Below are 25,824 nucleotides of genomic sequence, written 5' to 3'. Positions count from 1 at the left end.
GGATCAGGCGCGAGCCCAGCATGATCCGAACGAGAGGCCCTAGGACCGGCGCTGCGAGCCGCCGTTGCCCGTGCCGGACGACGTGCGGCGGCCCTGTGACGGGCGGCTGCGGCGGGCGCGGGACGACGGCGAGCCGCCGCTCTTCGCGCGCTCCGTGACCGGCGCCGAGATCGTGACCGGCACCCCCGACGGGGCCTGCGCGCCGGTGATCCGGCTCAACTCGGCCTCGCCGGAGCGGACCTGGGCGATTTTCGGGGTGATCCCCGCATCGGCCATCAGACGGGTCATCTCCCGGCGCTGATTGGGCAGCACCAGTGTGACGACGCTGCCGGACTCACCGGCCCGGGCGGTACGGCCGCCGCGGTGCAGGTAGTCCTTGTGGTCGCTCGGCGGGTCCACATTGACGACGAGGTCGAGATTGTCGACGTGGATGCCGCGGGCCGCGACGTTCGTGGCGACCAGCACCGTGACGTGCCCGGTCTTGAACCGGGTCAGGGTGCGGGTGCGCTGCGGCTGCGACTTGCCGCCGTGCAGCGCGGCTGCCCGTACCCCGCTGTTGAGGAGGTGGTCGGTGAGCTTGTCCACGGCGTGCTTGGTGTCCAGGAACATGATCACCCGGCCGTCGCGCGCCGCGATCTCCGTCGTGGTGGCGTACTTGTCGGCGCCGTGGACGTACAGCACGTGGTGCTCCATCGTCGTCACGGCACCGGCCGCCGGGTCGACGGAGTGGACCACCGGGTCGTGCAGATAGCGGCGGACCAGCAGGTCGACGTTACGGTCCAGGGTGGCCGAGAACAGCATCCGCTGGCCCTCGGGCGCCACCTGGTCGAGCAGCTCGGTGACCTGCGGCATGAAGCCCATGTCGGCCATCTGGTCGGCCTCGTCGAGAACGGTGATGGTGACACGGTCGAGGCGGACGTCGCCACGCTCGATGAGGTCCTTGAGCCGGCCGGGTGTGGCGACGACGACTTCGGCGCCGCCACGCAGCGCACTTGCCTGCCGTCCGATCGACATGCCGCCGACGACGGTCGCCAGCCGCAGCTTCAGCGACTTGGCGTACGGGGTGAGTGCGTCGGTGACCTGCTGCGCCAGCTCCCGGGTGGGGACGAGGACCAGGGCCAGCGGGCGTCGGGCGTCGGCGCGCCGGCCTGCCGTACGGGCCAGCAGGGCGAGGCCGAAGGCGAGCGTCTTGCCCGAGCCGGTGCGGCCGCGGCCGAGCACGTCGCGCCCGGCGAGCGAGTTGGGCAGGGTGGCCGCCTGGATCGGGAACGGCGTGGTCACGCCCTCGGCGGCGAGCGCCGCCAGCAGGGGTGCGGGCAGATCCAGATCGGCGAACGCCTCGGCGGCGGGCAGCGCGGGGGTGATCGTCTTCGGCAGGGCGAACTCGCCCTGCTTGGCGGCGGGCCGGCGTCCGTAGCCACCGGAGCGCGGACCGGAACCCGGGACGGAGCGGCCCGGGGCTCCGTAGCGGCTCTGGCCTCCCTGACCGCCGCCGGACTGCGAGTGGAAGCCGCCGCTGCGGGTGCGGGAGTATCGATCGTTCGTGCGAGCTGTGCGGTTCATGCAGAACCCTTCCTCGATATGGCGCGTATCGAGGAATTCACTGCGACGGCGGAGCGGCGCAGGAATCGCAAGAACGGGCCGATGAAATGCGTGGACGAAGCCCGGCTGCGATGAAACGAGCCGTGTCCGACACGGATGAACCGTGTCCGTCACAGGGACTTGGGGGCGGCGCACGATGGCGGGCCCGGAAAAAGCAACGAGCTGGGGCCCGCACCCAAGGTGCGGGCCCCAGCTGTGCGCAAGTGCGTCTCAGCGCGTCAGCGCCGGAGCGTTTGCAGGATCACGCGGGGGTGATGTTCTCCGCCTGCGGGCCCTTCTGGCCCTGCGTGACGTCGAAGGTCACCTTCTGGCCCTCCTGCAGCTCACGGAAGCCGCTCGCGGCGATGTTCGAGTAGTGGGCGAAGACGTCAGCGCCGCCACCGTCCTGCTCGATGAAGCCGAAGCCCTTTTCCGCGTTGAACCACTTGACGGTGCCAGTAGCCATGTTTGTCTCCTTCTGGGGCAGTGCCCGGGGATCCGCACCGTGCGCATCCCGCGTCGCCGCGATGATTACCCCGTCCGGAACATTAATGCCGGAAATACAAAAGCGCGCCCATCGACACATTACGCCGACGAGAGCACTTGGAGTTTTGGGAACCACAACTGCAACTGGCATCCACACTAGCACGATGGAAGCGTCCGGAAGCGGCAAGTAATTACACTCCGTCAGGTGCGCCATAAACCCTCATCGCGCATTGCATAAAATTCTGCACTTGCGGCAGCAGATATTCTGCCCCGCGGACCCGGCCTCAGGACCCCGTGCCCGCTCCGCCGACCGAACCCGTCCGGGACCGACGCAGCTCCGCGTTGAGGCGCAGGGCCTCCTCGAGCTGGTCCTCCAGGATGACGATGCGACAGGCCGCCTCGATCGGCGTACCGCCGTCGACGAGTTCACGCGCGCGGGCCGCTATGCGCAACTGGTAGCGGGAGTAGCGGCGGTGGCCGCCCTCGGACCGCAGGGGCGTGATCAGGCGGGCTTCGCCGATCGCCCGGAGGAAGCCGGGCGTCGCGCCGATCATCTCCGCCGCCCGGCCCATGGTGTAGGCGGGGTAGTCGTCGTCATCGAGCCGGTCGGCGGCGTGCGGAGGGGTCTCTGGGGGCATTTGCACCTCTTCCGGGCCCGCTGCGAGAGACATCGGAAGCGTCTCTGATTTCGTTGACCGAAAAAGAAACTCTCTGGGTGCGAGCCATCATCTCTATCATAGCCGCGACAGATTTCCCGGGCCTGTCAGGGGAAATTAGCTGTCCGGGCGGCCGACGGCCGTCCGGGTGCACGACGCCCCGCCGCACACCTCTTCGCGCGCCGCTTCCCGTCGCGACACGCGTGCGCCGATGCACACGTCGCGGGACACACTGACTGGACGGTCAGTTGATGACGGCCTGGCCGGCGGTCATAATGTACGAGTAGCCCTTCACGCATCCCCCGTCGTGAAGGGCTACGACCCGTTGCGGGCCCACCCGTACCGGACATACGACGACACCACGGGCAAGGGACTCCCCTCGTGGTCCCTTGCCCATGTTTTTTTGAGTTAACAGTGACGTAGAGTGTTTGCGCAAGCCCGCTCCTGGCACCGGAGCAGGATGTTCCGCTCGGACGGACGCGCGTGCGGCGGACGTGGACGTGGGGGCCCCGATGGACAACGGCGAAGAACACGCGCCGGAGCTGCGGACGCTGCAGCAGAAGGTCGAGTACATGGTGGAGGAGACCTTCCCCGGCCAGAAGATCTCCGGGCGGGTCTTCGCGGACCTGGTCAAGGAGCGCGGCGGCTCGCTGTCGCACAGCTACTTCTCCAACATCCTCGCCGGAAAGGTCACCCAGCCGTCCGAGGAGATCCTCAAGGCCCTCGGGCTGGGCTTCGGTGTCGACTGGCGCTTCTTCAAGGAGGAGTCCGAGGTCGTCGACGATGTCGTCGCGGGTCTGCGGTTCCTTGCGAAGCGTCGTACCGGGGAGATCAGCGGGCTGGCCGGCCGCGGCCTCGACGACGACGGTCTTCCGCCGGAGCTCCTGCAGTTCGCGCTCTCACTCCTGGAGGACGCGAAGGACCGCCGGGGCGACGCGGCCGACGGCCGGGCGGAGCAGTAGACCTCATGTCCCTGCGTGCGCTGCGGAAAGAGTGCGAGGCCGGGCTGGCCGACCTGCCCATCCCCGCGCCGTTCTCCGTCGCCGGCCTGGTGGCGAACATGGAGGCGGCCCGCGGCCGCACCATCGTGCTGCATGAAATGCCCGACCGGCTGGCGCGCGTCAATGCCGCCTGCGGACTGCGCCTGGCCTCGGGACGGACCAGCTTCGTGCTCTACCGGCGGCGCCCCACCGCGTACCAGACGCAGCACGTCATCCTGCACGAGCTGTGCCACGAGTGGTTCGACCACGGCACCTCGCTCGACGCGGAGCAACTCCAGCGGCTGCTCCCGGTCTTCGACACGTCCCTGATCTCCCGGGTCCTCGACTCCGGTGTCGCCGACGCGCTGCGGGCGGGCGGCGGCACCGTGCAGGCACGCGCCCAGTACGACACGCACGACGAGCGGATCGCCGAGTTCGGCGCCTCGCTCATCCCGCGTATGGCCAGGGACGTGACCAGCGACGACATGGTGGGCCGCCTGGCCGACTCGCTCTCCCGCCCCGTCGCGCGCCGCCGCCGGTCCGGCGGCCTGTTCCGCCGGACCTGACTGTTCGACAGCCCCCTCCCCCCACTCCAGAGGACTTCGCCGTGACCCCGCTCGACCTCGCCGGCTACCTGATAGCCGGCCTCATGACGGCCGTCGCCGTGTGGCGCATGCCGGCCGCCCTGTGGGGCGACGAGGAGGACAGACGCCGACGGGCCCTGTGGGGCTGCTACGCCGGATTCGCCGCCGCCCTGTGGACGAAGACCCGCGCCGTGCGCACCGGGCTCAACAACAGTGCGGTCACCGACCTGTCGGTCCTGATCAAGCACTACACCGCGACCGTCGCGATCCTGGCGATCCTCAGCTACATCGTCGCGATCTACGGCCAGTACCCCGAGGCCGGGGACGTCCCGCGGCACGTCCGGTTCGCGCGGATGATCCAGCAGGTGGCGGCGAAGGCGTCCGTCGCCACCCTGATCCTGCTGACGGTGCTCTTCTTCACCGTCGTCGACCGTTCCGTACCGTCGGACCGCTTCGTCTCCGACCATGCCGGTCAGTGGGGCGCCACGCTGTACATGAGCGTGTTCTACCTCTACCTGGGCGCCGCGTCCGCGGTCTGCGCGTACCAGTGGGCCCTGGCCACCGCCGGTGCGCGGCTGCGCCATCTGCGGGTGGGGCTGGGCATGATGACGTTCGCGATGGTCATCGGCGTCGGCTACACCGTCAGCCGCACGCTGTTCCTGTGGGTCAGCGTCATCGACCGGCCGAGCCCGGCCTTCGCCCTGGAGTTCGACGAGGTCACCGAGGCCGCGCAGCTGGTGCTGTTCGCGTTCTTCGCGGTGGGCGCGTCCCTCCCCGCTCTCAGCGAGGGACGGCGCCGGGTCAGACTGTGGCGGGCCCAGACCCGGCTGCACGGCCTCTGGTACGAGCTGATGACCGCGTTCCCCGACCAGCCGTTCGAGCCCCCGGCGTCACTGCGCCGCGAACTGACCCGGTTCGACACGCCCGCGGACCTCCGGATCGACCGGTGGGCCGCCGATATCGCGGACGCGGTCGAGAAACTGCGCCACTACGTGCCGGACACCCTGCTGCCGGCCGCCGGGGCGGCAGCCGCCCGCGACACCGCGAACCCCGCGAAGGCCGGACCGCTCGCCGACGCGTACTGGATCAAGGCGGCCCTGACCGCGAGGAACACCGGCGCCGCCGCCGGCCCTGCCGCGGCGGTCGGCACGCAGCACGCCACCGACCAGGACGACGAAGTGGCGTGGCTGGTGGAGGTGGCGGCCGCGTACCGGACGGTCTCCGAGGACCGGACCCGGCAGATCCTGGCCTCCGTGACAGCCATGGAGACGACGGAGAAGACGCAGGAGAAGGCGTGACGACGACGAACACCCCCGCGGCCCCTGCCCCCGCCGGCGAACGCACGCCGGCCGCCCGCACGGTCACGGACGTCCTCCAGCCCCGCAACGTCCTGCTCGCCGGCATGCTCGCCATCGGCGTGGCCGCCGCCGGCCACTGGACCGGTCTGCTGTGGGGCCTCCTCGGCGCCCTCTGTGCGGGAATCGTCCCGGCCGGGTACATCGAGTGGGAACGGGGGCGCGGCACCTGGGGCGACCGGCATGTCGTCGACCGTACGAAGCGTGCGCCGATCTTCTTCGTCATCCTCGGCTCGATCGGGGCGGGCTCGGTCGTCATGGTCCTCGGGCACGCGCCTGCCGGGATCCTGGTGGCGATGCTGGCCCTGTGGGCCATGACGGTCGTCCTGCTGGCCGTCAACACCGTCTGGAAGATCTCGGTGGACGCGTCGGTCGCCTCGGCGGTCGTCGCGCTGCTCGCCGCGGCCGACTCCCCGTGGTGGCTCCTGGCGTACCCGATGACGGCCGCCGTGTGCTGGTCGCGGGTGGCGCTCGGTTACCACAGCGTCGCCCAGGTGGTGGCGGGCGCGTCGCTGGGAGCGGCGACGGCGACGGCGTTCCTGGTCGCCTGACGCCCGGAGCGGCCGTCACCGGTTTCCTCCGGGCTCCCCCGGTTGCGTAATGCCACGTATGCCCAAATAGTCGTGTAGCGACAGGCTTTGTGGCCGGGCGGCTGCGCGGCGACGTCCTCGGTGCGCAGGTCGCCGACCGCGGCACCGCCCGGGTGAGGCCGGCGGTACGGGAACCAGGCCGGCGCACCACCGGCCCCAGGAGATCAGCATGCCCACCACCGCAGCATCCGCTGGATCCGCCACACCCGACTTCGCGGACCGTACGGACTTCGAGAACGCCGACCGGGGATTCGTGGCCGGCCCGTCGGTCACGGCCGTCACCGGCGACGACGGACGCGTGGTGTGGGACTTCGCCGACACCGCCTTCCTGGCGGGGGACTGCCCGGACTCCGTCAACCCGAGCCTGTGGCGGCAGTCCCAGCTCTGCGCCCGCGCCGGTCTGTACCGCGTGACCGACGGGATCTACCAGATCCGCGGCTTCGACCTGTCGAACATGACCCTCGTCGAGAGCGACACCGGAGTCATCGTCGTCGATCCGCTCGTCTCCGCCGAGACCGCGGCGGCCGGCCTCGCGCTCTACCGCGAGCAGCGCGGTGACCGGCCCGTCACCGGCGTGATCTTCACCCATTCGCACATCGACCACTTCGGCGGCATCCACGGCGTCGTCGGCCGGGACGACGACGTACCCGTCCTCGCCCCGCAGGGCTTCATGGAGCACTCCGTCACCGAGAACGTGTACGCCGGCACGGCCATGCTGCGGCGCGGCGCCTACTACTCGGGCATGAACCTCGACCGCGGGCCCACCGGCCTGGTCGGTACGGGCCTCGGCTTCACCACGTCCACCGGAACCACCGGCATCCTCCCGGCCACCATCGAGATCACCGGAACCGGGCAGGTCGAGACGGTCGACGGCGTGGTGTTCCACTTCCATCTGACGCCCGGCACCGAGGCACCCGCGGAGATGAACTTCCATCTGCCCGAACACCGCGCCCTGTGCATGGCCGAGAACGCCACCCACAACCTGCACAACATCCTGACCCTGCGCGGCGCCGTGGTCCGCGACGCCCGGATCTGGTCCCGCTATCTGAACGAGGCCGTGGAGCTCTTCGGCACCGAGAGCGACGTCCTGTTCGCCTCCCACCACTGGCCCACCTGGGGGACGGAGCAGCTGACCACGTTCCTGTCGGAACAGTGCGACCTGTACGCCTACCTGCACGACCAGACCCTGCGCCTGGCCAACCAGGGCCACACCGGCATCGAGATCGCCGAACTGATCGAGCTGCCGCCCGGCCTCGCCCGCTCCTGGCACGCCCGCGGCTACTACGGTTCCGTCAGCCACAACGTGAAGGCGATCTACCAGCGCTACCTGGGCTGGTACGACGGCCACCCGTCCTCGCTCTGGGAGCACCCGCCGACCGAGTCCGCGCGCCGCTACGTCGACTGCATGGGCGGCGTCGACGCGGTGGTCGACCGGGCCGGGCAGTACGTCTCCGAGGGCGATCTGCGGTTCGCGGCGCAGCTGCTCAAGCACGCGGTCTTCGCGGACCCCGGACACACCGCGGCCAAGGAGATGCTCGCGCAGACCTTCGAACGGCTCGCCCACGGCTCCGAGAACGCGACCTGGCGCAACTGCTATCTCATGGGCGCCCTCGAACTGCGCCAGGGCATCACCAGGACGCCCCTGTCCGCCGGAGGCATGACCGCGGCGCTGAGCGTGGAGCAGATCTTCGACTCGCTCGCCATCCGCATCGACGGCCCCAAGGCGTGGGACCACCGGGCCACTCTGGACTGGCACTTCACCGATCTGGGCGAGTGGTACCGGACCACCCTGCGCAACGGTGTCCTCGTACCGGCGAGGACGGACCCCACCGACACCGCGATCGACGCCCCCGCCGACGTGGCGTTCACCCTGACCCGGGCGCAACTGCTGCAGCTGCTGGCCGGCAAGGGGCTCGACACGATCGAGCACACCGGGGACATCGGCGCACTGCGGACCCTGGTGTCGGTGCTGGACACCCCCGACCCGGACTTCGCCGTCGTCACGCCCTGACCGCCGGCCCGGCGTGCGGGCCGTCGCGTTCCAGGTCCCTGTGCGACGGGTTCTTACGCTCCGGTGACGTGCCCGCACGGCGGCGGAGCGGAGCGCGCACGGCGATCTAACGTGGCGTCATGCGCGTACTGCTCACCGGCGGGGCCGGGTTCATCGGAGGACACATCGCCGAAGCGCTCGCCCGGCGCGGGCACGAGGTGGTGGTGTTCGACGCGCTGCTGGAGTCGGCGCACGGGCGCGGTGCGCGCGCCGGGCGGGAGGGCCTGGTCGTCGCCGATGTACGGGACCGGGGCGCGGTCGCCGATGCGCTGCGGGGCGTCGACGCGGTGTGCCACCAGGCGGCGATGGTCGGTCTGGGCAAGGACTTCGCGGACGCCCCCGAGTACGTCGGCTGCAACGACCTGGGGACGGCTGTCCTGCTGGCGGAGATGGCCGGGGCCGGGGTGGGCGGTCTGGTGCTCGCGGGGTCGATGGTCGTGTACGGCGAGGGCCGGTACGACTGCCCGCGGCACGGGCAGGTCAGGCCCGGACCGCGAGCCGTGGCCGATCTGGCGGCGGGCCGGTTCGAACCGCGCTGCCCGGACTGCGGGGCGGAGCTGACCCCCGGTCTGGTGGCCGAGAGCGCGCCGACCGACCCGCGCAACGTGTACGCGGCGACGAAGCTCGCCCAGGAACATCTCGCCGCGTCCTGGGCGCGGGCGACGGGCGGCCGGGCGGTGGCCCTGCGGTACCACAACGTGTACGGGCCGGGGATGCCGCGCGACACCCCGTACGCGGGCGTCGCCTCCTTCTTCCGCTCGTCGCTGGCCCGGGACGAGGCACCACAGGTCTTCGAGGACGGCGGCCAGCGACGCGACTTCGTCCACGTACGCGATGTGGCGGCTGCGAACGCGGTGGCGCTGGAGGCCGTGCTGGAACGTGCGGCGGGGAGCTTCGCCGCGTACAACACGGGGAGCGGGGACCCCCACACGATCGGCGAGATGGCGGCGGCACTGGCCGCCGCGCACGGCGGCCCGGCGCCGGAGATCACCGGTGGGTACCGGCTCGGGGACGTACGCCATGTGACGGCGGACTCGCGCCGGCTGCGGGAGGAACTGGGCTGGCGGCCGGAGGTGGGGTTCGCGGAGGGGATGAAGGAGTTCGCGGGGGCGGCGGCACTCAGAGCGGTCCCGGCCGGCGGGTGAGACGGCCGGCCGGACGCGGCTCTCAAGCCGGGGCGGCCGCCGGGAGGGTGACCTCGAAGCAGCAGCCACCCGTCACGTTGCGCACGTCCGCCCGGCCCTCGTGCGCCTCCACGATGCCGCGCACGATGGCCAGCCCCAGGCCCGCGCCGGCGGGGGGCGTACGTGCGTGGCTGCCGCGCCAGCCCGTGTCGAACACCCTCGGCAGGTCCTCCTCCGGGATGCCGCCGCAGCCGTCCGTCACCGAGAGCACCACCGCGCCTTCGGCGCGGTGCGCGGCCACCGCGACCGTGCCGTCGGCCGGGGTGCGGCGGATCGCGTTGATCAGGAGGTTGCCCAGGACCCGGCTCATCTCCTTGCTGTCGACCTCCACCGGCACGGCGTCGATGCGGTCGCCGACCAGCCGTACCCCGTGCTCGCGCGCCAGCGGGTCGGCACCCGCGAGGGCGTCGCCGACCAGGTCGTACACGGAGATGCGGGTGGGTGCCAGGGTGAGCGAACCGGCGTGGATCCGGGAGAGTTCGAAGAGGTCGCCGACCATGTCGTTCATGCGTTCCACCTCGGTCCGTATCCGACGGAGGTAGCGGCCCGAGTCGGCGGCCAGGCCGTCCTCCAGCGCCTCGGACATGGCCCGCAGCCCGGCGAGCGGGGTCCGCAGATCGTGCGAGATCCAGGCGACGAGCTCACGGCGCGACGTCTCCAGCGCGCGTTCGCGCTCCCGGGAGCGGTCGAGCTTGGCGCTGGTGGCCGCCAGTTCCCTGGCCAGGGAGGCGAGTTCGGCGGTCGCCCGCTCCTCGGGGACGGCGAACGTACCGCCGTCGCCGAACGAGCGGGCCGCGAGGGTCAGCTCCCGGCTCCTGGCCGCGACCCAGCGCCCCAGCAGCATCGCGGTGGCGAGGGACACCACGGCGGCCATGGCGACCACGGTCGTGACGACGGTCAGATCGTGCGGGGACAGGAACATCGCCCAGGCGACCACGAGGGTCCCGGCAAGCATCGCGGTCACGGCGACGGCGGCGACGACGCTCAGCGACACGACGAGCGAACGGTGCCGGAAGAGGCGCAGCGCCAGTGCGCCGAGCAGTCCGGCCGCTGCGGCGCCGAGGAACGCGCAGAGCGCAATGAGGAGGATGTCGGTCATGAGGGGCCCGCAGCGGTGGTGGGGTCGGCCGGCGTCCGGACGGAGGCCGGGGGTGAGGCCGGGGCCGGCTCCGGCTCCGGCTCCGGCTCCGGGGTCAGGCGGTAGCCCACGCCCCACACCGTCCGGATCAGCCGCGGTCCGGCCGGGTCGGCCTCGACCTTGCCGCGCAGCCGGCGCACATGGACCGTCACGGTCGACAGGTCCCCGAAATCCCAGCCCCAGACCTCCCGCATCAGCTCCTCCCGGGTGAAGACCCGGCCGGGGTGGCGCAGGAAGAAGGCCAGCAGATCGAACTCGCGGAGGGTGAGGGACAGTTCGCGGCCGTCCCGGGTGGCGCGGCGGGCCGCCGGCTCGAGACGGAGTCCGGAGCACTCCCACACGGCCGGCGTGGCGTCCGTGACGGGCGCCGCCTCCCGGCCCCGGCGCAGCACCGCATCGACGCGCAGCACGAGCTCGCGCGGGCTGAACGGCTTGGTGACGTAGTCGTCCGCGCCCGTCTCCAGGCCGAGGATGCGGTCGTCCTCGTCCCCGCGCGCCGTCAGCATGATGACCGGCACCCGGCCGTGCGCCCGCATCCGGCGGCACACCTCGAAGCCGTCCATGCCGGGCAGCATCAGATCGAGGACGACGAGGTCCGGCCGCCGCCCGCTGAAGCACTCCAGCGCCGCCGGACCGTCACCGGCCCGCCGGACGTCGTAACCCGCCCGGTGCAGATAGCCGACGACGACCTCGGCGACCGTCGGATCGTCGTCCACGACGAGGACATGGCCGCGCGGGGCGCCGGGGACCGGCCCGGAACCCCGGGTGTCCGGGATGTTCTCCATACCGCCACCTTGGCATCCCGGTCGCCGACAGGAGTGGTCCGCGGTCCGCCGAAGGGTCGACGTCCGCCTTTCGTAAGAACCCGAAGACCGAAATGCCGGTTTCTTCTCCGTAGGGTGAGCGAGGTGACCGATTCCTTCCGCAATCGAACCCCGCGCGCCGATGTGGTCCTGCCCTGTCTCGACGAGGCCGCGGCCCTGCCCCGGGTCCTGGGCCGCATCCCGGACGGCTGGCGCGCGATCGTCGTCGACAACGGTTCCACCGACGGATCGGCGGAGCTCGCCCGCTCCCTCGGGGCGACCGTCGTGCCCGAGCCTCGGCGCGGCTTCGGCGCCGCGTGCCATGCCGGACTGCTCGCCGCCGCGGCGGAGTTCGTCTGCTTCTGCGACTGCGACGGATCCCTCGACCCGGGGCTGCTGCCCGGCTTCGTGCGCCGGATCGCCGACGGGGAGACGGATCTGCTGCTGGGCCGCCGCCGCCCCGAGGGCCGCGGTGCCTGGCCGCTGCACGCCCGTGCGGGAAATCTGGCGCTGGCCCGCATGCTGCACCGCCGTACGGGCCTGCGGCTGCACGACCTGGGCCCGATGCGGGCCGCGCGCCGGGCGGACCTGCTGGACCTGGACCTCACCGACCGGCGCAGCGGCTACCCGCTGCAGATGGTGGTGCGTGCGTCGGACGCCGGACTGCGGGTCGCGGAGACGGATGTCCCGTACCTCCCGCGGACCGGCAGGTCCAAGGTGACCGGCACCTGGCGGGGCACCTGGCAGGCGGTACGCGACATGCGCGCCGTACTGCGCGAGCCACCGCGGCCGGCCGCCCCGCGCACCGTGCGGCCGGAGGCCTCCCGATGAGCGCGGCACCGGCCGCGCCCGGCCCCACCACCCTCCTCGTGATCGCCAAGGAACCGCTGCCCGGCCTCGTCAAGACCCGGCTGACCCCGCCCTTCACCCCTGCCGAAGCCGCGCAGCTCGCCGAGGCCGCGCTCCGTGACACGCTGCGCACGATGCTCGCGCTGCCGGCCCGGCGAAGGATCCTGGTGCTCGACGGGCGGCCCGGGCCCTGGCTCCCGCCCGGCATCGAGGTCGTCGCGCAGGGCACCGGCGGGCTCGACGAGCGGCTCGCGGCGGCGTTCGACGGCTGCACCGGACCGGCGCTGCTCATCGGCATGGACACCCCGCAGATCACCGCGGCCCATCTCGCGCCAGCGCTCTCCCCGGACGCGTGGGACGGCTGCGATGCGTGGTTCGGGCCGGCCGAGGACGGCGGCTTCTGGGCGCTCGGACTGGCCTGCCCCGACCCGGAACTGGTGCGCGGCGTGCCCATGTCCGTCCCGGAGACCGGGGCCGTCCAGCGGCGGCGACTCGTCGACGCCGGGCTGATCGTCCGCGATCTGCCGGCGCTGCGGGACGTGGACACGGTGGCGGACGCCGCGCGTGTGGCGGCCGCCGCACCGCACGGCCGGTTCGCCGAGACCCTCGCCCGGCTGACCGGGGCGGCGACCCGGTGAGCGGGACCGTACCGAAACGCTCCGTGCCGGCTTCCGTGCCCCCGGACACCCGCCACCCGGACGCCGAGCGCCGCGGCACCGGGCATCCGGACATCGCCCCGTGGAGCACCGACCCGTACGCCAATGCACTGCGCAACGGCCACGGTCCGCTCTTCCTGCGCCGCACGGACGGCTGGCTGCTGCCCCTCGACGTCGAGCGCTGGTGCGCGGGCGCCGACGCGGCCGATCTGTCCGCGCTGCTCCGCTGCGAGGGGCCGGTCCTCGACATCGGGTGCGGACCCGGCCGCCTCGTCGCGGAACTGGCCGCCCGCGGACACCGCGCGCTCGGCATCGACGTCAGCGAGGCGGCCGTCGCCCACACCCTGCGGACCGGCGGCTCGGCGCTGCGCCGCTCCGTCTTCGACCCGCTGCCCGGCGAGGGCCGTTGGGGCACCGTCCTGCTCGCCGACGGCAACATCGGCATCGGCGGAGACCCGCGCAGCCTCCTGCGACGCACCGCGGACCTGCTCGCCCCCGGCGGCCTGCTCATCGCCGAGACCGCGCCGATGGACATCGACGAACGGGTCCGGGTCCGGCTGTACGACGGCCGCCCCGCACCGGACACGACCGGCGGGCCGGACCGGGCCGATGCCGGCGACGACCACTTCCCCTGGGCCCGGATCGGCGCCCCGGCCCTGATCCGGCACGCACGGCCGAACGGCTGGCGCCCGGTCGATCAGTGGACGGCGGACGGCCGCACCTTCGTCGCCCTGCGCCGCGACCGGAGGGTCCGGACCGTGAGCCAGAGCGCCGACACCGCGAAGAGCGCCGCCGTGATCAGCAGCCAGTTCCCGAGGAAGACGTCGAGCGGGAGTCCGCTCGCCGGCTCGTAGCGCTCCGCCTGCCGGGTGATCAGGGGGAACCACATGAGCAGGAGAAGCCCCGACAGAAACGCCGGTACGCGGACGAAGTTGACCAGGCCGGAGCGCGGCCCCAGCACCCTGCGCACGGCCCGGTCCGCCGTCGCGTACACCGGCAGCAGCACCAGGTCGTGCACCAGCGCCGCGGCGACGAACCACACCGCCACCGCGAACGTGTCCCCCTCCAGCAGCCGCACCCCCGCATAGCCCGCGAGCGCGAACGTGACCGCCAGCAGGGCGAAATGCAGCGGCCCTTCCCCGTACCAGCGCCGGAGAACCGCCGCCGGTCTGAACCCTCCACGTCTGCGCACGGTTCTCCTCACGCTCCTCGTCAGAGCTCCCCGAACGTCAGCCGGGTCACCCATTTGGTGTTGAGCACGCCGGGCGCCGCCGGCACGATGATCCGCGCCGGATACCCGTGATCCGGCGACAGCGTCTCGCCGTTGACCTCCAGCGCCAGCAGCGATCGCGGGTCGCGCACCTGGTTGTCGCGCAGGGCCGCCTTGCGGAACGGCCCGCTGTGCTGCACCGACTCGACCAGCACACCCGGCGGCCGGTCCGGGTACCCCGCGACCACCGCCAGGTCCCGCAGCCGCACGCCGCGCCACCACTGGTCCGCTGTCGACCAGCCCTCCACGCACGCGATCGGCAGGGCCGCGCTGTACTGGTCCATGGCCAGCAGCTGTTCGCGGGTGAACGAGCGCTCGCCGGCGGGCCCGCTGACGGTCAGCCGCCACCGTTCCCCGGTGTCGGCCGGGGTGACCCGCACGGACGCGGCCGTCTTGTTGATCTGAAACCCGTTGGGCCCCGGTCCGGGGTCGGCGACGCCACGCGGGGTGAGCAGGGCGGTGCTCCGCAGCGCGTCGAAGCTCCGGCCCACCGAGGTGACCAGCAGGAGCAGCGATCCGGCGCCCACCACGGCGAACGCGCCGCGCCGGGTGAGAGTCGGCGCGTCGGGGGCCGGTGAAGCCAGCTCGTCCACCTCGCCGCGCAGTTCACCACTGCGCAACACCCGTACGGCTCTCGGGAGCTTCAGCCCGACATGGGCGACGAACCCCGCGAAGAACACCCACGCCCCGTAGAAGTGCAGCGGGTAGAACGACCCCGGGAACACGTACTCCACCTGGATGTTGAGCAGCCCGGTGACGAACTCGAACAGCGCCCCGCCGACGAGCAGCAGCAACGACACCCGCTCCAGCGCATGCCCCACCGACCGGGCCGGCGGCAACGCGAAGAGCTTGGGAATCACCGACCAGAGCTTTGCCAGCAGCACGGGTACGAGCACGATGCCGCCCGTGACATGCAGCCCCTGCGTCAGCCGGTACAGCCAGTGCGGTCCGGTCGGCCAGGCGAAGAGATAGAACCCCAGCAGCCCCTTCCCCGGCGTCTTGTCGTTGACCGCTGCCAGATCCGGGTTGTACGCGGCGTACGACAGCAGACCGGTCACGAACACCAGCGTCAGCCCGACGAGGAGGACGAGACCGAGCACCGCCGTGAACCGGACCCCGCGGACCGGGCTGCGCCAGAACCCGGGCGCGGAGGGAAGCCGCCCCCGTTCCTGGAGCCGCGCCAGGAACGCCGGGACCGGAAAGCGGAGTGCTCTGCTGTGACCTGTGTCGCCCATCCCCCGAAGCTAAGCCCGGGGTACCCGGCCGGGGCCCTTGCAACCCCTGACGAAACTCTGACGTCACTCCCGCGACGGCCGACCGGGCGATGATCCCCCGGCACCCGCCGGGCCGTCCCGCGTCGCGACGAGGATCTGACGGTTCCGTGACGCGCCCCGGTGGTACCGCCCGCGGACGCCCCGCCCTGCTTACCGTGCCTGCGTGAAGACCGAGGAACGCACCACCGGCCACCGTCCCCCGCAGCAGCAGCGGGCCGACGGCCACCGCGGCGACCTGATCGCCGCCGCCGCGGGTGTCCTGCTCGTGACCGCCGCCGTGCTGATCGGCCGCGCGATCCAGGACGCCCACGGAACGCTGGTCGTCCACTGGCCGCCGCTGCTGGCGTCCTGGTATCCGCACACCGGCCCCGGCACCGCGGCGGCCGTCGTCGTCGCGGCGGCCGTCGTCGCGTACGGGCCGGTCCTCGCCGGCCGGCTGCCCTGGCGGGGTCTGCTCGCCACCGCGTGGGCCGCCTCCCTCGCCTGGATCTTCTCGCTGGCGATGATCGACGGCTGGGGCCGGGGCATCGCCGACCGGCTCACCACGAAGCACGAATACCTCCGGGTCATCGGCCGGTTCGACGACATCGGCGCGGCCCTGCGCGGTTTCACCGGCCACATCCTGCTCAGCCACCCGGGCAACTGGCCCGCCCATGTCGCCGGTCATCCGCCGGGCGCCACGCTCACCTTCGTCCTGCTCGACCGGATCGGGCTGGGCGGCGGCGCATGGGCCGGTGTCTGGTGCATCGTGCTCGGCGGCTCCGCGGTGGCCGCCGTGCTGATCACGGTGCGCGCCCTCGCCGACGAACGTCTGGCGCGGCGCGCCGCGCCGTTCCTCGTCCTCGCGCCGATGGCGGTCTGGACGGGCGCCTCGGCGGACGGCTACTTCGCCGCGGTGGCCGCCTGGTCGGTCGCGCTCCTCGCCCTGGCCGCGACCCGCACCACCCGCCTCCCGGCGGCGGCCGCCCTCGGTTCCGGGCTGCTCTACGGACTGACCTGCTACCTCTCGTACGGTCTGACGCTCGTCGCGCTGCTGCTTGTCACCGTCCTCCTCCTGAACCGGACGGCCCGCCCCGTCCCCCTCTTCCTTCTCGGGGCGCTCGTCGTCCCGGTCTCGTTCACCCTGGCGGGGTTCAACTGGTGGGAGGGGTACCGGGTGCTGGTCGAGAGGTACTACCAGGGGGCGGGCGGGATCCGCCCGTACTCCTACTGGGTCTGGGCGAACCTCGCGGCGACGACGGTCGCCGCCGGACTCGCCACGGTCGCCGGCCTGCGCCGGGCCGTGGCCGGCGCCCCCTCCGCCGTCCGCGCCCTGCGCACCGGCACCGGCTCGGCACCGCACCGGCTGATCCTTCTCACCCTGGCCGGACTCCTCGCCCTCCTCGTCGCGGATCTGTCCGGGATGAGCAAGGCGGAGACGGAGCGCATCTGGCAGCCGTTCGTCCTCTGGCTCCTGCCGACCGCCGCGCTGCTCCCGGGCACCCGCCGCGGCTGGCTGGCCGCACAGGCCGTCGTCGCGCTCCTGGTCAACCATCTTCTCTGGACAGGGTGGTGACGGGTCCGCACATGGCCGAACGATCGCCCTTGAACCGATCACGCACCGGGTACAGGTGCCCCGTGCCGACATTCGAGATCACCACAGCAAGCGCCGACGACATCGAGATGCTGGGAGAGTGGGCCCACGCCGAGGGGTGGAACCCGGGCCGCGCCGACGGTCTGGCCTTCTTCGCCACCGACCCGCGCGGCTTCCTCATCGGCAGGCTCGACGGTGAGCCCGTCTCCTCCGTGTCCGTCATCCGGTACGGCTCCGGTTCCGGATTCCTCGGCTTCTATCTCACCCGCCCCGAGCTTCGCGGCCAGGGGTACGGCATCCAGGTCTGGCGCGCCGGAATGGACCGGCTCGCCGGACGCAACGTCGGGCTCGACGGCGTCGTCGCCCAGCAGGCCAACTACCGCAAGTCCGGCTTCCGTTCCGCCTGGACGAACATGCGCTGGGTCGGCCGGCCCACCGCGGACGCCGCCGTGCCGCCCGGCCTCACGCTCGTCGACGCCCGCTCGCTGCCCTTCGGCCGGCTGGCCGGCTACGACCGCCGCTTCTTCCCCGCCGAGCGCGACAGCTTCCTCGCCCCGTGGATCGCCGCGCCCGGGCGCACCGCCCTCGCCGCCGTCTCCGGCGACGGGGAGCTGCGGGGATTCGCCGTGATGCGTCCCGGCCGCACGTCGTCACGCGTCGGTCCCCTCCACGCCTCGTCGCCCGACGTGGCCGCCGCACTGCTGAGCGCCCTGTCGGCCGTCGCGCCGGACAGCGAGATCGCCGTCGACGTACCCGGCATCAATCCGGCGGCGGTCGCGCTCGCCGAACAGCTGGGCCTCGCACCGTCGTTCGAGACGGCCCGGATGTACACGGGGCCCATGCCGGATGTCGATCACACCGGGCTGTTCGGCATCACCAGTCTGGAGCTCGGCTGACGTCGCAGCGACCGCTGTCGGCGCCCCTAAGGGGCCTGCTCCGGTTCCGGGATCCGGGCCCGTGACGCCAGCACGGCGATGTCGTCCTCCGCGCCCGGGCCGAACCTCTCCAGCACCCCGTCCAGCAACTCGTCGAGGCTCCCGCTCGTCGGCAGGGTCATCTCCGCGAGCCGGCGCACCGATACGTCGATGTCCTCGCCCCGCCGCTCCACCAGACCGTCGGTGTACATGAACATCACCGTCCCCGGGCCGCACTCCACCGCCGTCGTCACATAGCCGCCGAACCCGGTGCCGAGCGGCGGGCCCGCCGCCACCTCGCCCAGCCGGGCCCCCGTGTCCCCCGGGCCGATGAACACCGGTGGCAGATGCCCCGCGCTCGCCATCTCGTACGTCCCGCCGGTGCGGTCGACGACCGCCAGCAGGCAGGTCGCCGCCCGGTCCGGACCCGAGCGCTCCACCATCCTGTCGAGCTGTTCCAGAATGCGGTGCGGCGGCAGCAGTTCATCGGCGAGCAGCCGCAGCAGGGAGCGGTAGTGGCTCATCGCGACCGCCGCCTCCACCCCGTGCCCCATCACATCGCCCATCGCCTTGAGATGGCGCCCGTCCGGCAGCGGGATGACGTCGAACCAGTCGCCGCCCACCATCGCGCCGCGGTCGGCCGGCAGATAGCGGGTGGCCACCTCGATGTGCGGGTGCGGCAGGCGCGGCTCGGACAGCAGGGAACGCTGCAGTTCCAGGGCGATGGTGTGCTCGTGGGCGAACCGCCGGGCGTGGTCGAGATCGACGGCCGCCCGCGCGGCCAGTTCCCGCGCGACCACGACGTCCTCGTCCGAGAACACCGGCGAGTCCCCCGCCCGGACCAGGCCGAGGACACCGAGCGGCCCGCCGCGCACCGAGAGCGGCACGACGACCGTCGAATGCATGCCGAGGGCGCGGTAGGCGGCCACCCGCTGGGGGTTCGCGGCGGCGCTGCCGAGATGCCGGTCGTCGCCGAGGTTCGCGACGACGGGCTGGTCGGTCTCCAGGCACCGGGGTACGGACGCGTCCTCCTGGTAATCGATGTACTCACTGGTCAGCCCGAACTCATCGAGCCCCTCCCGCAACCCGGCGACCGCTGTGATCGCCGCGCGGCGCAGCCGCAGCATCCCCGGCGGCGCGGGGCGCACGGGGGCTGCCACGTCCGGAGGGAACACCTCGACCGTCGCGGCGTCCGCCAGCGCCGGTACGACGAGGTCGACGAGTTCCGCGCAGGTGGTGTCCATGTCGAGGGTGGTGCCGATCCGGGAGACCGCGGCGTCGAGGAGCGTCAAGTTCCGCCGCGCCTGCTCCAGCTCGCGCTGCTCCTCGCCCGAGGCCATCACCTCCAGCACGATCGCGGCGATCCCCCTCACCTGCCCGTCCACCTCCAGCCGGTGGTACGCGCCGTGCCAGTACCGCCGGGCCCTGCCGGAGGCGGCGGGCGTGTAGCCGCTGGAGGTGATGTCGCGGGGTTTCCCGTCGGCGAGGACCGCCCGCATCGCGTCCTCCCGCGCGTCGAGATACGGCAGGACCTCGGAGACCGTCCGGCCGAGGTGTTCGGCGGCCGGGATGCCGTTGATCCGTTCGAGTGCCGCATTGACGTACACGTAGCGCAGCTCGGTGTCGAGGACGGCCACCCCGGCCGTGGTCCCGCCGACCACCGCCGCCAGGGTCGCGGGATCGAACGGTGGCTGGGCACCGGCGTACGCATCGGCCTGCAAGAGCACCTCCTGGGGCAGGGCGCGGGCCACCCGCCGGCCCGGCCTCCATGGTCGGCCGCCCGGCCCCGCCCCGCATCCGCGCCCACCCGTGGATCGGTGGCGCGGCCGGGCCCGGGACCCGGCGTGGTGGGCGCGCTCGGCGTGGAGACGGCCGCCACCGTGATCACGCCGTCCACACGCGGTGTGTCACGTCCCGTCGCCGTTGTCCGGCAGGGGTGTTGCCCGCTCCGTGCGCAGCCGGTCGTAGTCCACCGTGCCGTCCGTCGCCGGGGCGTCCAGCGGAAGCCGGAGGGCGGCGTCCACCGCCGCCGGCAGCGCGGCCAGCCCCAGCAGCCCCCTCACCAGCTCGGTCGTCAGCCCGTGCCACGCACCGGCGCGGCGGAGCATGGCATGGTCACTGTCGCGGATGGTCACCAGACAGGAGCGGGCGCCGGCCCGGCGGGCGCGGGTGGCGAGGGACTGGGAGCCCTGGGGGCTCGTCACACGGTCGCGGGTGCTGTGCAGCAGCACGACGTCCCGGTCGGCCAGTTGGGTCACCGGATCACCGGGCGGACACCAGGGAGCGAGGCCGACCACCCCCCGTACCGACGGATGACCGGCGGCGCGAAGGGCGGCGCGGGCTCCCATCGAGTGCCCGACGAGCACCACCGGAACGTCGCCGTGGGTGCGCCGCACGTCGTCCAGTGCACGTACCGCGTCGTGCAGGGCATCTTCCCGGGACCCGTTCCATCCGCGGTGTCCGTACTGGACCTCCCGTACCGCCACCTCCACCGGCTCGGCGCGCGTCACCCGGACAACGGCCCGCGCGAACGGCCGCATCCGCAGGGCCGGAAGGTTCAACGGCCCCGGCGGGGGCGGCCCCAGACCCGTCTCGCGCCCGCCGTGCAGGAGGAGCACCGCCGCCGACGGTGGTCGCCGAACCGCCATGGGTACCTCCTGGTCGCGAAAGCCACCACCGTAGCGAGCATGCTGTACCGGAACATCGCCGAACACCGCACACCCGTCGCACGCAAGGGGACCCACCATGGGATCGTCACCACAAGTCGGCCTGCCCGCCCCGGACTTCACCCTGCCGGGCGGCACACTCGCCGAAGACAAGTTCGAACGCCGCGACTACGCGCTCTCGGCCGCCCGCGGGCGTACCGTCGTTCTCGCCTTCTATCCCGGCGACAACACGACGGTCTGCACCAGGCAGCTCTGCTCGTACTCCTCCGGCCTGGATACCTTCACCGGTCTCGACACGGAGGTCTGGGGAATCAGTCCACAGGGTGTGGACAGCCATGAGTCGTTCGCCCGGGCACACGGTCTGCGGATGCCGCTGCTCGCGGACGCCGGACGGGAGATCGCCCGGGCGTACGGAGTCACAGCGCCCGGGATCGGGGTGCGCCGGGCCGTGTTCCTGATCGGGCCGGACGGCGTGCTGCGGTGGAAGCATGTCTCGCTCCTCGGGGCCACCTACCAGTCCCTGGACACGCTCGCCGAGCACATCTCCGGCATCAGGAACCGCACGGGGGAAGCCACTTCACCCGCCCCTGGGCAGCCGGCCGACGACACGGACGAGACCACCGACTGACCACTCCCACGACCTCGCGTGCCCGGCGGTGAGCAACGGACCGCCGGGCACGGCCGTGTCCGGCGCCCGGCCGTCCTCGTGCGGCTGCGCGCCGGCCGACGCGGCCCGGGAAGCCTCTGCGGGTCCCCGTCCGAAATCGCCCGCCCCCAAACGGTGGAAGTCTCCGGTTAAGGTAATGAGACATTAAAGAGATTGCCAAGTGCGTCGCTGTGCCGTCGTGCGCCTCGGGAGGAAGCCATGGGAACCCACCGGACCACGCTGCCCGGAGTCGGTGTGCAGTACGACTACACCACCGAGTCGGGACAGCACATCTCGGTCGTCGTGCACCACGACGGGCGGCGGTTCATCGGGTTCTACGAGCACGACGATCCCGATTCGTGCAGGCTCTCCGTGCCGCTGACTCCGCAGGAGGCCACCGCACTCGCGCATCTCATCGACTCCGCGCCCATCGACGCCGTACGGACCGAAGGCATCGATCTCGTCACCGAGCACATACCGCTCGGGTCGCGCTCACCGTACGGGGGGCGGCTGCTCGGGGACACCCGGGCGCGGACGCGGACCGGGGCGTCGATCGTGGCCGTGCTCCGGACGCACAGTGCGCATCCGTCGCCGGGGCCGGACTTCCGGCTGGCCATCGGGGACACGCTTGTCGTCGTCGGTACGCGTGAGGGCGTCGACGCGCTCTCCGAGATCATTGCGGAGGGCTGACCGTGCAAGACACGACCGCACTGCTGGTGGAGCTCGGCTCCGTCATTCTGGGGCTCGGGATCATCGGGCGGTTCGCCGGGCGGATAGGGCTCTCGCCGATTCCGCTCTATCTGCTGGCCGGGCTGGCGTTCGGGGACGGGGGGCTGCTGCCCCTCGGGGCCAGCGAGGAGTTCACCGCCGTCGGCGCCGAGATCGGTGTCATTCTGCTGCTGCTCCTGCTGGGGCTGGAGTACAGCGCCTCCGAGCTGGTGACCAGCCTCAAGACGCAATATCCGTCCGGGGTCGTCGACTTCGTGCTCAACGCGACGCCCGGCGCGGTGGCTGCGCTGCTGCTCGGATGGGGACCCGTCGGGGCCGTCGCACTGGCCGGGGTCACCTGGATCTCCTCGTCCGGCGTCATCGCGAAGGTGCTCACCGATCTGGGGCGGCTGGGAAACCGGGAGACGCCCGTCATTCTCGGAGTTCTCGTCATCGAGGACCTGTCGATGGCCGTCTATCTGCCGCTGCTCACCGCGATGCTCGCCGGTGTCGGCCTGGCCGGCGGCAGCATCGCCCTGCTGGTCGCACTCGGCACCGTCGGGTCGGTGCTGTATCTGGCGCTGCGGCACGGCCGGCTCATCAGCCGGGCCGTGTCCTCCGACAACCCGGAGATGCTGCTCCTCGTCGTCCTCGGGCTGACCGTCCTGGTGGCCGGGGTGGCCCAGCAGTTGCAGGTCTCCGCGGCGGTCGGGGCGTTCCTGGTGGGCATCGCCCTCTCGGGAGAGGTGGCGGAGGGCGCCCGCAAGCTGCTCACGCCGCTGCGTGATCTGTTCGCCGCCGTCTTCTTCGTGTTCTTCGGGCTCTCCACCGATCCGGCCGCGATTCCGCCCGTGCTGCTCCCGGCCCTGCTGCTGGCCGTCGTCACCGTCTTCACCAAGATCGGCACCGGGTGGTACGCGGCCCGGCGGGCCGGGATCGGGTCGCGCGGGCGGTGGCGTGCCGGTGGCACGCTCGTGGCGCGCGGTGAGTTCTCCATCGTCATCGCCGGTCTGGCCGTGGCGACCGAGCCCCGGATCGGCCCCATCGCCACCGCGTACGTCCTCATCCTGGTCATCGCCGGCCCGCTCACCGCCCGTTGGACGGAGCCGGTCGTGGCCCGGATCAAAAAGCGGCGGGAGCGCAGGCCCGACGAGGCCGGTGTGCTCGTGGTCCACGAGGAGCTTCCGGTCGTGGAGCGTGCCTCGGCCGCCGACTGAGCCGCCGTCAGAGCGGGGTCGCCGCGTGCAGGATCCGTACCAGCGTCACCGTCGCGTTCAGCGACGACAGCGCGGACACCGCGGTGCCGGCGGTGGCCACCAGTCCCGCGAAGGCGACATGGGCGGACGGCGGCGGCCAGAGCCGGGCCGGCGGGACGGGGTCCAGGAGCGCGGCGACCCGGCGCGGGACCGGGCCGACCGCCGCGAGCGCGGGCAGGGCGTCCGGTGACCGGTGGGCGAAGAGCGCCGCCTTGCCGACCGCCCCCGCCACCGCCCGCCGGTCGCCGGTCGCCTGCGCCGCCGCCTCGTCCGCCCACCGCTCCGTGCTGTACGCCACCGCCGTGCGCAACGGCAGCAGGAACGGGTTGGCCCGCGCGGCGAGTTGGGTGGCGAGGAGGTAGCGGTGATGGCGGGCGGTCAGATGGGCCCGCTCGTGGGCGACGAGCGCCCGGCGTTCGCGCGCGGTCAGGCACTCCATCATCGCCGTCGACACCACCACCCGGCCGGGGGTGCCGGGGAGTGCGTACGCGTACGGCTCCGGGTCCGGCAGCACGGCGACCGCGGAAGGCCGCTCCGGGAGGGACTCGAGGGCCCGGGTGGCGCGGACGCGCTGGCGTACGTGGTGGTGGACCGCCGCCGCGCAGGCCGCGACCACCGCCGCCAGTACCCCGATCGCGACGATGCCCGCCTTCTCCTCGTACGGCACCGCCGCGCGCACCTCGGGGTCCGACCAGCCGTCCGGCAGCGGATTGCCGGGGAGTTGGGCCGTGCGCACCACCATCAGCAGCGCCAGGCACACCGTGCTGCACAGGGCGAGCGTCGTGCCGACGGCCACCAGCAGACGGGTGGCGCTGCGCGGGTGCAGATGCTGTTCGGCCAGGTGCGCGATCGGCAGCGCGGTCAGCGGCAGCACGAGGGGCAGGTAGACGAAGACGCCCATCGGTCAGTCCCCCTCCCTCTCCGTCGTCTGCGCCAGCAGCGCGCGCAGACGTTCCTCGTCACCCGGGGACAGCACCGAGACGAACCGGGCGAGTACGGCCTCGCGGTCCCGCTCGCCGTCCAGGACCCGGCGCATCCGCAGCGCGGCGAGACCGGCCTCGTCGGAGGCGGACGTCCAGGTGTAGGAGCGGCCCTGGCGGGACCGGGTCACACAGTTCTTCTCGTACAGACGGGTCAGGATCGTGATGACGGTGGTGTACGCGAGGTCGCCGTCGAGGTGCTCCTGCACCCAGCCCGCCGTCGCGGGGCCGTGCGCCGAGCGCAGTACGGCGAGGATCTGGGCCTCCAGTTCGCCCTGACCGCGCTTGCGGGGGCGCCGGCCCCCGCCCACCGGGGCCGCCGGGGGCACGTTGTCGCCGGGCAGTTCGTTGTGCGGGTGGTGGCTGGCCCCGGCCGTGTCCATCGTGGTGACTGCCCTTCGTGCGATACCGCGTCGTCCACGGCGTCGCAGCATCGTACTGAAGGCCGGTTCCCGGACACCGCGGGCGGTCATCCTGCTTACTTCTACACCTATGTAGAGTTTGATCTCGTTCCGCCGACACAACGCAACGTATGGAGACGTCATGGCACTGTGGGATCGGATCAAGGAATCCGCGTCGACGATGCAGTCGCAGCTCGAGGCGAAGAAGAACGACCTGAAGAGCGGCGCGTTCCGCGACGCGAGCATGGCGATGTGCGCCCTGGTCGCCGCCGCCGACGGTTCCATCGACCCGTCCGAGCGTCAGCGCGTCGCCTCGCTGATCGCCTCGAACGAGGTACTTCAGAACTTCCCGGCCGACGACCTGCAACGGCGCTTCAACGACTACGTGAACAAGCTGACCGCGGACTTCGCCTTCGGCAAGGTCAGCGTGCTCCAGGAGATCGGCAAGGCGAAGAAGAAGCCGGCCGAGGCGCGTGCCGTCATCCAGATCGGCATTGTCATCGGTGGCGCCGACGGCGACTTCGACAAGTCGGAGCAGGCCGTGGTGCGGGAGGCGTGCTTCGCGCTCGACCTCCCGCCGCACGAGTTCGACCTGTAGGCACCGGCGCCGCACGGCCCTCGGGCCGGACCGCACTCGGGCCGGACCGCACTCGGGCCGGACCGCCGGGACCACCGCTGGTCCGGCCCCCAGGACCCCACCCTCGTACCGCGTATGCAACGCGTCACGGAGGCGGGGTTCTGCGTCAAGTCGGCATCAGGGCCGTACTCGTTCCCCTCGTCGGCGGGCTTAGCGTCATCAGTGCGGCCGCGTACACCTCGGCCGCAGTCCCCTCGAGGAGGAACACCATGTCCGACTGCGCCGAAACGGACGACCCCGAACCTCTTGAACCCGTCCCGGCCGGGCCGCTCTTCGTCCCCGTCCGGCCGGGTCTCACCGGCGGCTCAGCCGGCTGCACCGCACGGTTCTTCCGTACCCCCCTCGGCGACCGCACCGCCGTCGGCTTCACCTCCGCGCACCGGCTCGCCGCCACTCTCGGCGCCCGCCAGCCCTGGATCCGGCTCTCCGAACCGGCCCTGCGCGCCCTTGCCGCCCCGCTCGGTATCACCACCCTGACCGTGGATCCGCAGCTGACCGCGCAACCCGCATCCCCTTCCCGCGGGGCGCGTTGGCGGAACCCGTATCCGCAGGAGGCGCCCACCGCCGTCGCTGCGCAGCGGCGTTGA

26 protein-coding genes are annotated in these 25,824 nt (G+C 72.4%); 16 read left to right on the top strand and 10 right to left on the bottom strand.

What is annotated here, in order from left to right:
* Window positions 1–39: 39 nt before the first annotated feature.
* From LRD69_RS16725 to LRD69_RS16715, 3 genes are all read right to left on the bottom strand, one after another.
* Window positions 40–1,563: a DEAD/DEAH box helicase gene (locus tag LRD69_RS16725; protein ID WP_277327372.1), complete on the bottom strand. Its 1,524-nt coding sequence runs from the start codon at window positions 1,561–1,563 to the stop codon at window positions 40–42.
* 280 nt (window positions 1,564–1,843) lie between these two features.
* A complete protein-coding gene (locus LRD69_RS16720) occupies window positions 1,844–2,047 on the bottom strand; it encodes a cold-shock protein (RefSeq protein ID WP_277327371.1) in 204 nt (67 codons plus the stop codon).
* A gap of 304 nt (window positions 2,048–2,351) precedes the next feature.
* Complete coding sequence (locus LRD69_RS16715) at window positions 2,352–2,705, bottom strand: MerR family transcriptional regulator (RefSeq protein WP_277327370.1); 354 nt, start codon at window positions 2,703–2,705, stop codon at window positions 2,352–2,354.
* Between the two features lie 530 nt (window positions 2,706–3,235).
* On the opposite strand from LRD69_RS16715, the gene LRD69_RS16710 reads away from it, so the two are divergent.
* The 6 genes from LRD69_RS16710 to LRD69_RS16685 all read left to right on the top strand — a co-directional run bounded on the left by LRD69_RS16710 (window position 3,236) and on the right by LRD69_RS16685 (window position 9,427).
* Entirely contained in the window at window positions 3,236–3,685 is a 450-nt protein-coding gene (locus tag LRD69_RS16710; RefSeq protein ID WP_277327369.1) for a hypothetical protein, read from the top strand.
* A 5-nt stretch (window positions 3,686–3,690) separates the two neighbouring features.
* Window positions 3,691–4,269 (top strand): toxin, encoded by a 579-nt coding sequence (locus LRD69_RS16705; protein ID WP_277327368.1) that lies wholly within the window; start codon window positions 3,691–3,693, stop codon window positions 4,267–4,269.
* Between the two features lie 41 nt (window positions 4,270–4,310).
* The gene (locus LRD69_RS16700; protein WP_277327367.1) at window positions 4,311–5,585 is read left to right on the top strand and encodes an MAB_1171c family putative transporter; all 1,275 of its coding nucleotides are present in this window, start codon (window positions 4,311–4,313) and stop codon (window positions 5,583–5,585) included.
* On the top strand, window positions 5,582–6,193 hold the full coding sequence (locus tag LRD69_RS16695) for a hypothetical protein (RefSeq protein ID WP_277327366.1): 612 nt from the start codon (window positions 5,582–5,584) through the stop codon (window positions 6,191–6,193). Before LRD69_RS16700 ends, LRD69_RS16695 begins: the two co-directional genes overlap by 4 nt.
* A gap of 208 nt (window positions 6,194–6,401) precedes the next feature.
* Window positions 6,402–8,243 (top strand): alkyl sulfatase dimerization domain-containing protein, encoded by a 1,842-nt coding sequence (locus LRD69_RS16690; protein ID WP_277327365.1) that lies wholly within the window; start codon window positions 6,402–6,404, stop codon window positions 8,241–8,243.
* A gap of 119 nt (window positions 8,244–8,362) precedes the next feature.
* Window positions 8,363–9,427, top strand: coding sequence for an NAD-dependent epimerase/dehydratase family protein (locus LRD69_RS16685; RefSeq protein ID WP_277327364.1), 1,065 nt, complete (start codon window positions 8,363–8,365; stop codon window positions 9,425–9,427).
* A gap of 22 nt (window positions 9,428–9,449) precedes the next feature.
* Here LRD69_RS16685 and LRD69_RS16680 read toward each other — a convergent pair whose 3' ends face one another.
* A complete protein-coding gene (locus tag LRD69_RS16680) occupies window positions 9,450–10,565 on the bottom strand; it encodes a HAMP domain-containing sensor histidine kinase (protein ID WP_277327363.1) in 1,116 nt (371 codons plus the stop codon).
* Window positions 10,562–11,389 carry a response regulator transcription factor gene (locus LRD69_RS16675; RefSeq protein WP_277327362.1) on the bottom strand — a complete coding sequence of 276 codons (828 nt, stop codon included), beginning with the start codon at window positions 11,387–11,389 and terminating at the stop codon, window positions 10,562–10,564. Before LRD69_RS16675 ends, LRD69_RS16680 begins: the two co-directional genes overlap by 4 nt.
* Window positions 11,390–11,512: 123 nt before the next feature.
* Here LRD69_RS16675 and LRD69_RS16670 point away from each other — a divergent pair, with 123 nt between their 5' ends.
* The 3 genes from LRD69_RS16670 to LRD69_RS16660 all read left to right on the top strand — a co-directional run bounded on the left by LRD69_RS16670 (window position 11,513) and on the right by LRD69_RS16660 (window position 13,766).
* Window positions 11,513–12,238: a glycosyltransferase family 2 protein gene (locus LRD69_RS16670; RefSeq protein ID WP_277327361.1), complete on the top strand. Its 726-nt coding sequence runs from the start codon at window positions 11,513–11,515 to the stop codon at window positions 12,236–12,238.
* Window positions 12,235–12,894 carry a DUF2064 domain-containing protein gene (locus LRD69_RS16665; protein WP_277327360.1) on the top strand — a complete coding sequence of 220 codons (660 nt, stop codon included), beginning with the start codon at window positions 12,235–12,237 and terminating at the stop codon, window positions 12,892–12,894. The genes LRD69_RS16670 and LRD69_RS16665 overlap by 4 nt, the downstream gene beginning before the upstream one ends.
* Before the next feature lie 92 nt (window positions 12,895–12,986).
* The gene (locus tag LRD69_RS16660; protein WP_277329760.1) at window positions 12,987–13,766 is read left to right on the top strand and encodes a methyltransferase domain-containing protein; all 780 of its coding nucleotides are present in this window, start codon (window positions 12,987–12,989) and stop codon (window positions 13,764–13,766) included.
* Between the two features lie 358 nt (window positions 13,767–14,124).
* Here LRD69_RS16660 and LRD69_RS16655 read toward each other — a convergent pair whose 3' ends face one another.
* Complete coding sequence (locus tag LRD69_RS16655) at window positions 14,125–15,417, bottom strand: molybdopterin-dependent oxidoreductase (RefSeq protein WP_277327359.1); 1,293 nt, start codon at window positions 15,415–15,417, stop codon at window positions 14,125–14,127.
* Between the two features lie 202 nt (window positions 15,418–15,619).
* Here LRD69_RS16655 and LRD69_RS16650 point away from each other — a divergent pair, with 202 nt between their 5' ends.
* Window positions 15,620–17,011 (top strand): hypothetical protein, encoded by a 1,392-nt coding sequence (locus LRD69_RS16650; RefSeq protein ID WP_277327358.1) that lies wholly within the window; start codon window positions 15,620–15,622, stop codon window positions 17,009–17,011.
* A gap of 62 nt (window positions 17,012–17,073) precedes the next feature.
* On the top strand, window positions 17,074–17,925 hold the full coding sequence (locus tag LRD69_RS16645; protein ID WP_277327357.1) for a GNAT family N-acetyltransferase: 852 nt from the start codon (window positions 17,074–17,076) through the stop codon (window positions 17,923–17,925).
* A 26-nt stretch (window positions 17,926–17,951) separates the two neighbouring features.
* On the opposite strand, the gene LRD69_RS16640 is transcribed toward LRD69_RS16645, so the two are convergent.
* Window positions 17,952–19,664, bottom strand: coding sequence for a SpoIIE family protein phosphatase (locus tag LRD69_RS16640; protein WP_277327356.1), 1,713 nt, complete (start codon window positions 19,662–19,664; stop codon window positions 17,952–17,954).
* A gap of 186 nt (window positions 19,665–19,850) precedes the next feature.
* On the bottom strand, window positions 19,851–20,591 hold the full coding sequence (locus tag LRD69_RS16635; protein ID WP_277327355.1) for an alpha/beta fold hydrolase: 741 nt from the start codon (window positions 20,589–20,591) through the stop codon (window positions 19,851–19,853).
* A 97-nt stretch (window positions 20,592–20,688) separates the two neighbouring features.
* Between LRD69_RS16635 and LRD69_RS16630 the strand changes: the two genes are divergently transcribed.
* The 3 genes from LRD69_RS16630 to LRD69_RS16620 all read left to right on the top strand — a co-directional run bounded on the left by LRD69_RS16630 (window position 20,689) and on the right by LRD69_RS16620 (window position 23,180).
* The gene (locus tag LRD69_RS16630) at window positions 20,689–21,237 is read left to right on the top strand and encodes a peroxiredoxin (protein WP_277327354.1); all 549 of its coding nucleotides are present in this window, start codon (window positions 20,689–20,691) and stop codon (window positions 21,235–21,237) included.
* A gap of 237 nt (window positions 21,238–21,474) precedes the next feature.
* A complete protein-coding gene (locus LRD69_RS16625) occupies window positions 21,475–21,945 on the top strand; it encodes a TrkA C-terminal domain-containing protein (RefSeq protein WP_277327353.1) in 471 nt (156 codons plus the stop codon).
* Between the two features lie 2 nt (window positions 21,946–21,947).
* The gene (locus LRD69_RS16620) at window positions 21,948–23,180 is read left to right on the top strand and encodes a cation:proton antiporter (protein ID WP_277327352.1); all 1,233 of its coding nucleotides are present in this window, start codon (window positions 21,948–21,950) and stop codon (window positions 23,178–23,180) included.
* A 7-nt stretch (window positions 23,181–23,187) separates the two neighbouring features.
* Here the strand turns inward: LRD69_RS16620 and LRD69_RS16615 are convergent, their stop codons facing one another.
* Window positions 23,188–24,120: a M56 family metallopeptidase gene (locus tag LRD69_RS16615; RefSeq protein WP_277327351.1), complete on the bottom strand. Its 933-nt coding sequence runs from the start codon at window positions 24,118–24,120 to the stop codon at window positions 23,188–23,190.
* Between the two features lie 3 nt (window positions 24,121–24,123).
* Window positions 24,124–24,582 (bottom strand): BlaI/MecI/CopY family transcriptional regulator, encoded by a 459-nt coding sequence (locus tag LRD69_RS16610; RefSeq protein ID WP_277327350.1) that lies wholly within the window; start codon window positions 24,580–24,582, stop codon window positions 24,124–24,126.
* Window positions 24,583–24,742: 160 nt separating this feature from the next.
* Here LRD69_RS16610 and LRD69_RS16605 point away from each other — a divergent pair, with 160 nt between their 5' ends.
* A complete protein-coding gene (locus LRD69_RS16605; protein WP_277327349.1) occupies window positions 24,743–25,198 on the top strand; it encodes a TerB family tellurite resistance protein in 456 nt (151 codons plus the stop codon).
* A gap of 248 nt (window positions 25,199–25,446) precedes the next feature.
* On the top strand, window positions 25,447–25,824 hold the full coding sequence (locus tag LRD69_RS16600; protein ID WP_277327348.1) for an SAV_915 family protein: 378 nt from the start codon (window positions 25,447–25,449) through the stop codon (window positions 25,822–25,824).

This window comes from Streptomyces sp. JH14, from assembly GCF_029428675.1.
Taxonomy (GTDB): domain Bacteria; phylum Actinomycetota; class Actinomycetes; order Streptomycetales; family Streptomycetaceae; genus Streptomyces.
The sequence above is the reverse complement of the archived record's forward strand: the minus strand, read 5'-3'. Positions and strand labels throughout refer to the sequence as shown.

Bases quoted from the DNA above. Each gene is read 5' to 3' on its own strand.
- LRD69_RS16610 (WP_277327350.1), bottom strand. From the start codon at position 24,582: ATGGACACGGCCGGGGCCAGCCACCACCCGCACAACGAACTGCCCGGC.
- LRD69_RS16635 (WP_277327355.1), bottom strand. From the start codon at position 20,591: ATGGCGGTTCGGCGACCACCGTCGGCGGCGGTGCTCCTCCTGCACGGC.
- LRD69_RS16720 (WP_277327371.1), bottom strand. From the start codon at position 2,047: ATGGCTACTGGCACCGTCAAGTGGTTCAACGCGGAAAAGGGCTTCGGC.
- LRD69_RS16715 (WP_277327370.1), bottom strand. From the start codon at position 2,705: ATGCCCCCAGAGACCCCTCCGCACGCCGCCGACCGGCTCGATGACGAC.
- LRD69_RS16665 (WP_277327360.1), top strand. From the start codon at position 12,235: ATGAGCGCGGCACCGGCCGCGCCCGGCCCCACCACCCTCCTCGTGATC.
- LRD69_RS16705 (WP_277327368.1), top strand. From the start codon at position 3,691: ATGTCCCTGCGTGCGCTGCGGAAAGAGTGCGAGGCCGGGCTGGCCGAC.
- LRD69_RS16655 (WP_277327359.1), bottom strand. From the start codon at position 15,417: ATGGGCGACACAGGTCACAGCAGAGCACTCCGCTTTCCGGTCCCGGCG.
- LRD69_RS16630 (WP_277327354.1), top strand. From the start codon at position 20,689: ATGGGATCGTCACCACAAGTCGGCCTGCCCGCCCCGGACTTCACCCTG.
- LRD69_RS16685 (WP_277327364.1), top strand. From the start codon at position 8,363: ATGCGCGTACTGCTCACCGGCGGGGCCGGGTTCATCGGAGGACACATC.
- LRD69_RS16710 (WP_277327369.1), top strand. From the start codon at position 3,236: ATGGACAACGGCGAAGAACACGCGCCGGAGCTGCGGACGCTGCAGCAG.
- LRD69_RS16600 (WP_277327348.1), top strand. From the start codon at position 25,447: ATGTCCGACTGCGCCGAAACGGACGACCCCGAACCTCTTGAACCCGTC.
- LRD69_RS16605 (WP_277327349.1), top strand. From the start codon at position 24,743: ATGGCACTGTGGGATCGGATCAAGGAATCCGCGTCGACGATGCAGTCG.
- LRD69_RS16690 (WP_277327365.1), top strand. From the start codon at position 6,402: ATGCCCACCACCGCAGCATCCGCTGGATCCGCCACACCCGACTTCGCG.
- LRD69_RS16615 (WP_277327351.1), bottom strand. From the start codon at position 24,120: ATGGGCGTCTTCGTCTACCTGCCCCTCGTGCTGCCGCTGACCGCGCTG.
- LRD69_RS16625 (WP_277327353.1), top strand. From the start codon at position 21,475: ATGGGAACCCACCGGACCACGCTGCCCGGAGTCGGTGTGCAGTACGAC.
- LRD69_RS16680 (WP_277327363.1), bottom strand. From the start codon at position 10,565: ATGACCGACATCCTCCTCATTGCGCTCTGCGCGTTCCTCGGCGCCGCA.
- LRD69_RS16675 (WP_277327362.1), bottom strand. From the start codon at position 11,389: ATGGAGAACATCCCGGACACCCGGGGTTCCGGGCCGGTCCCCGGCGCC.
- LRD69_RS16725 (WP_277327372.1), bottom strand. From the start codon at position 1,563: ATGAACCGCACAGCTCGCACGAACGATCGATACTCCCGCACCCGCAGC.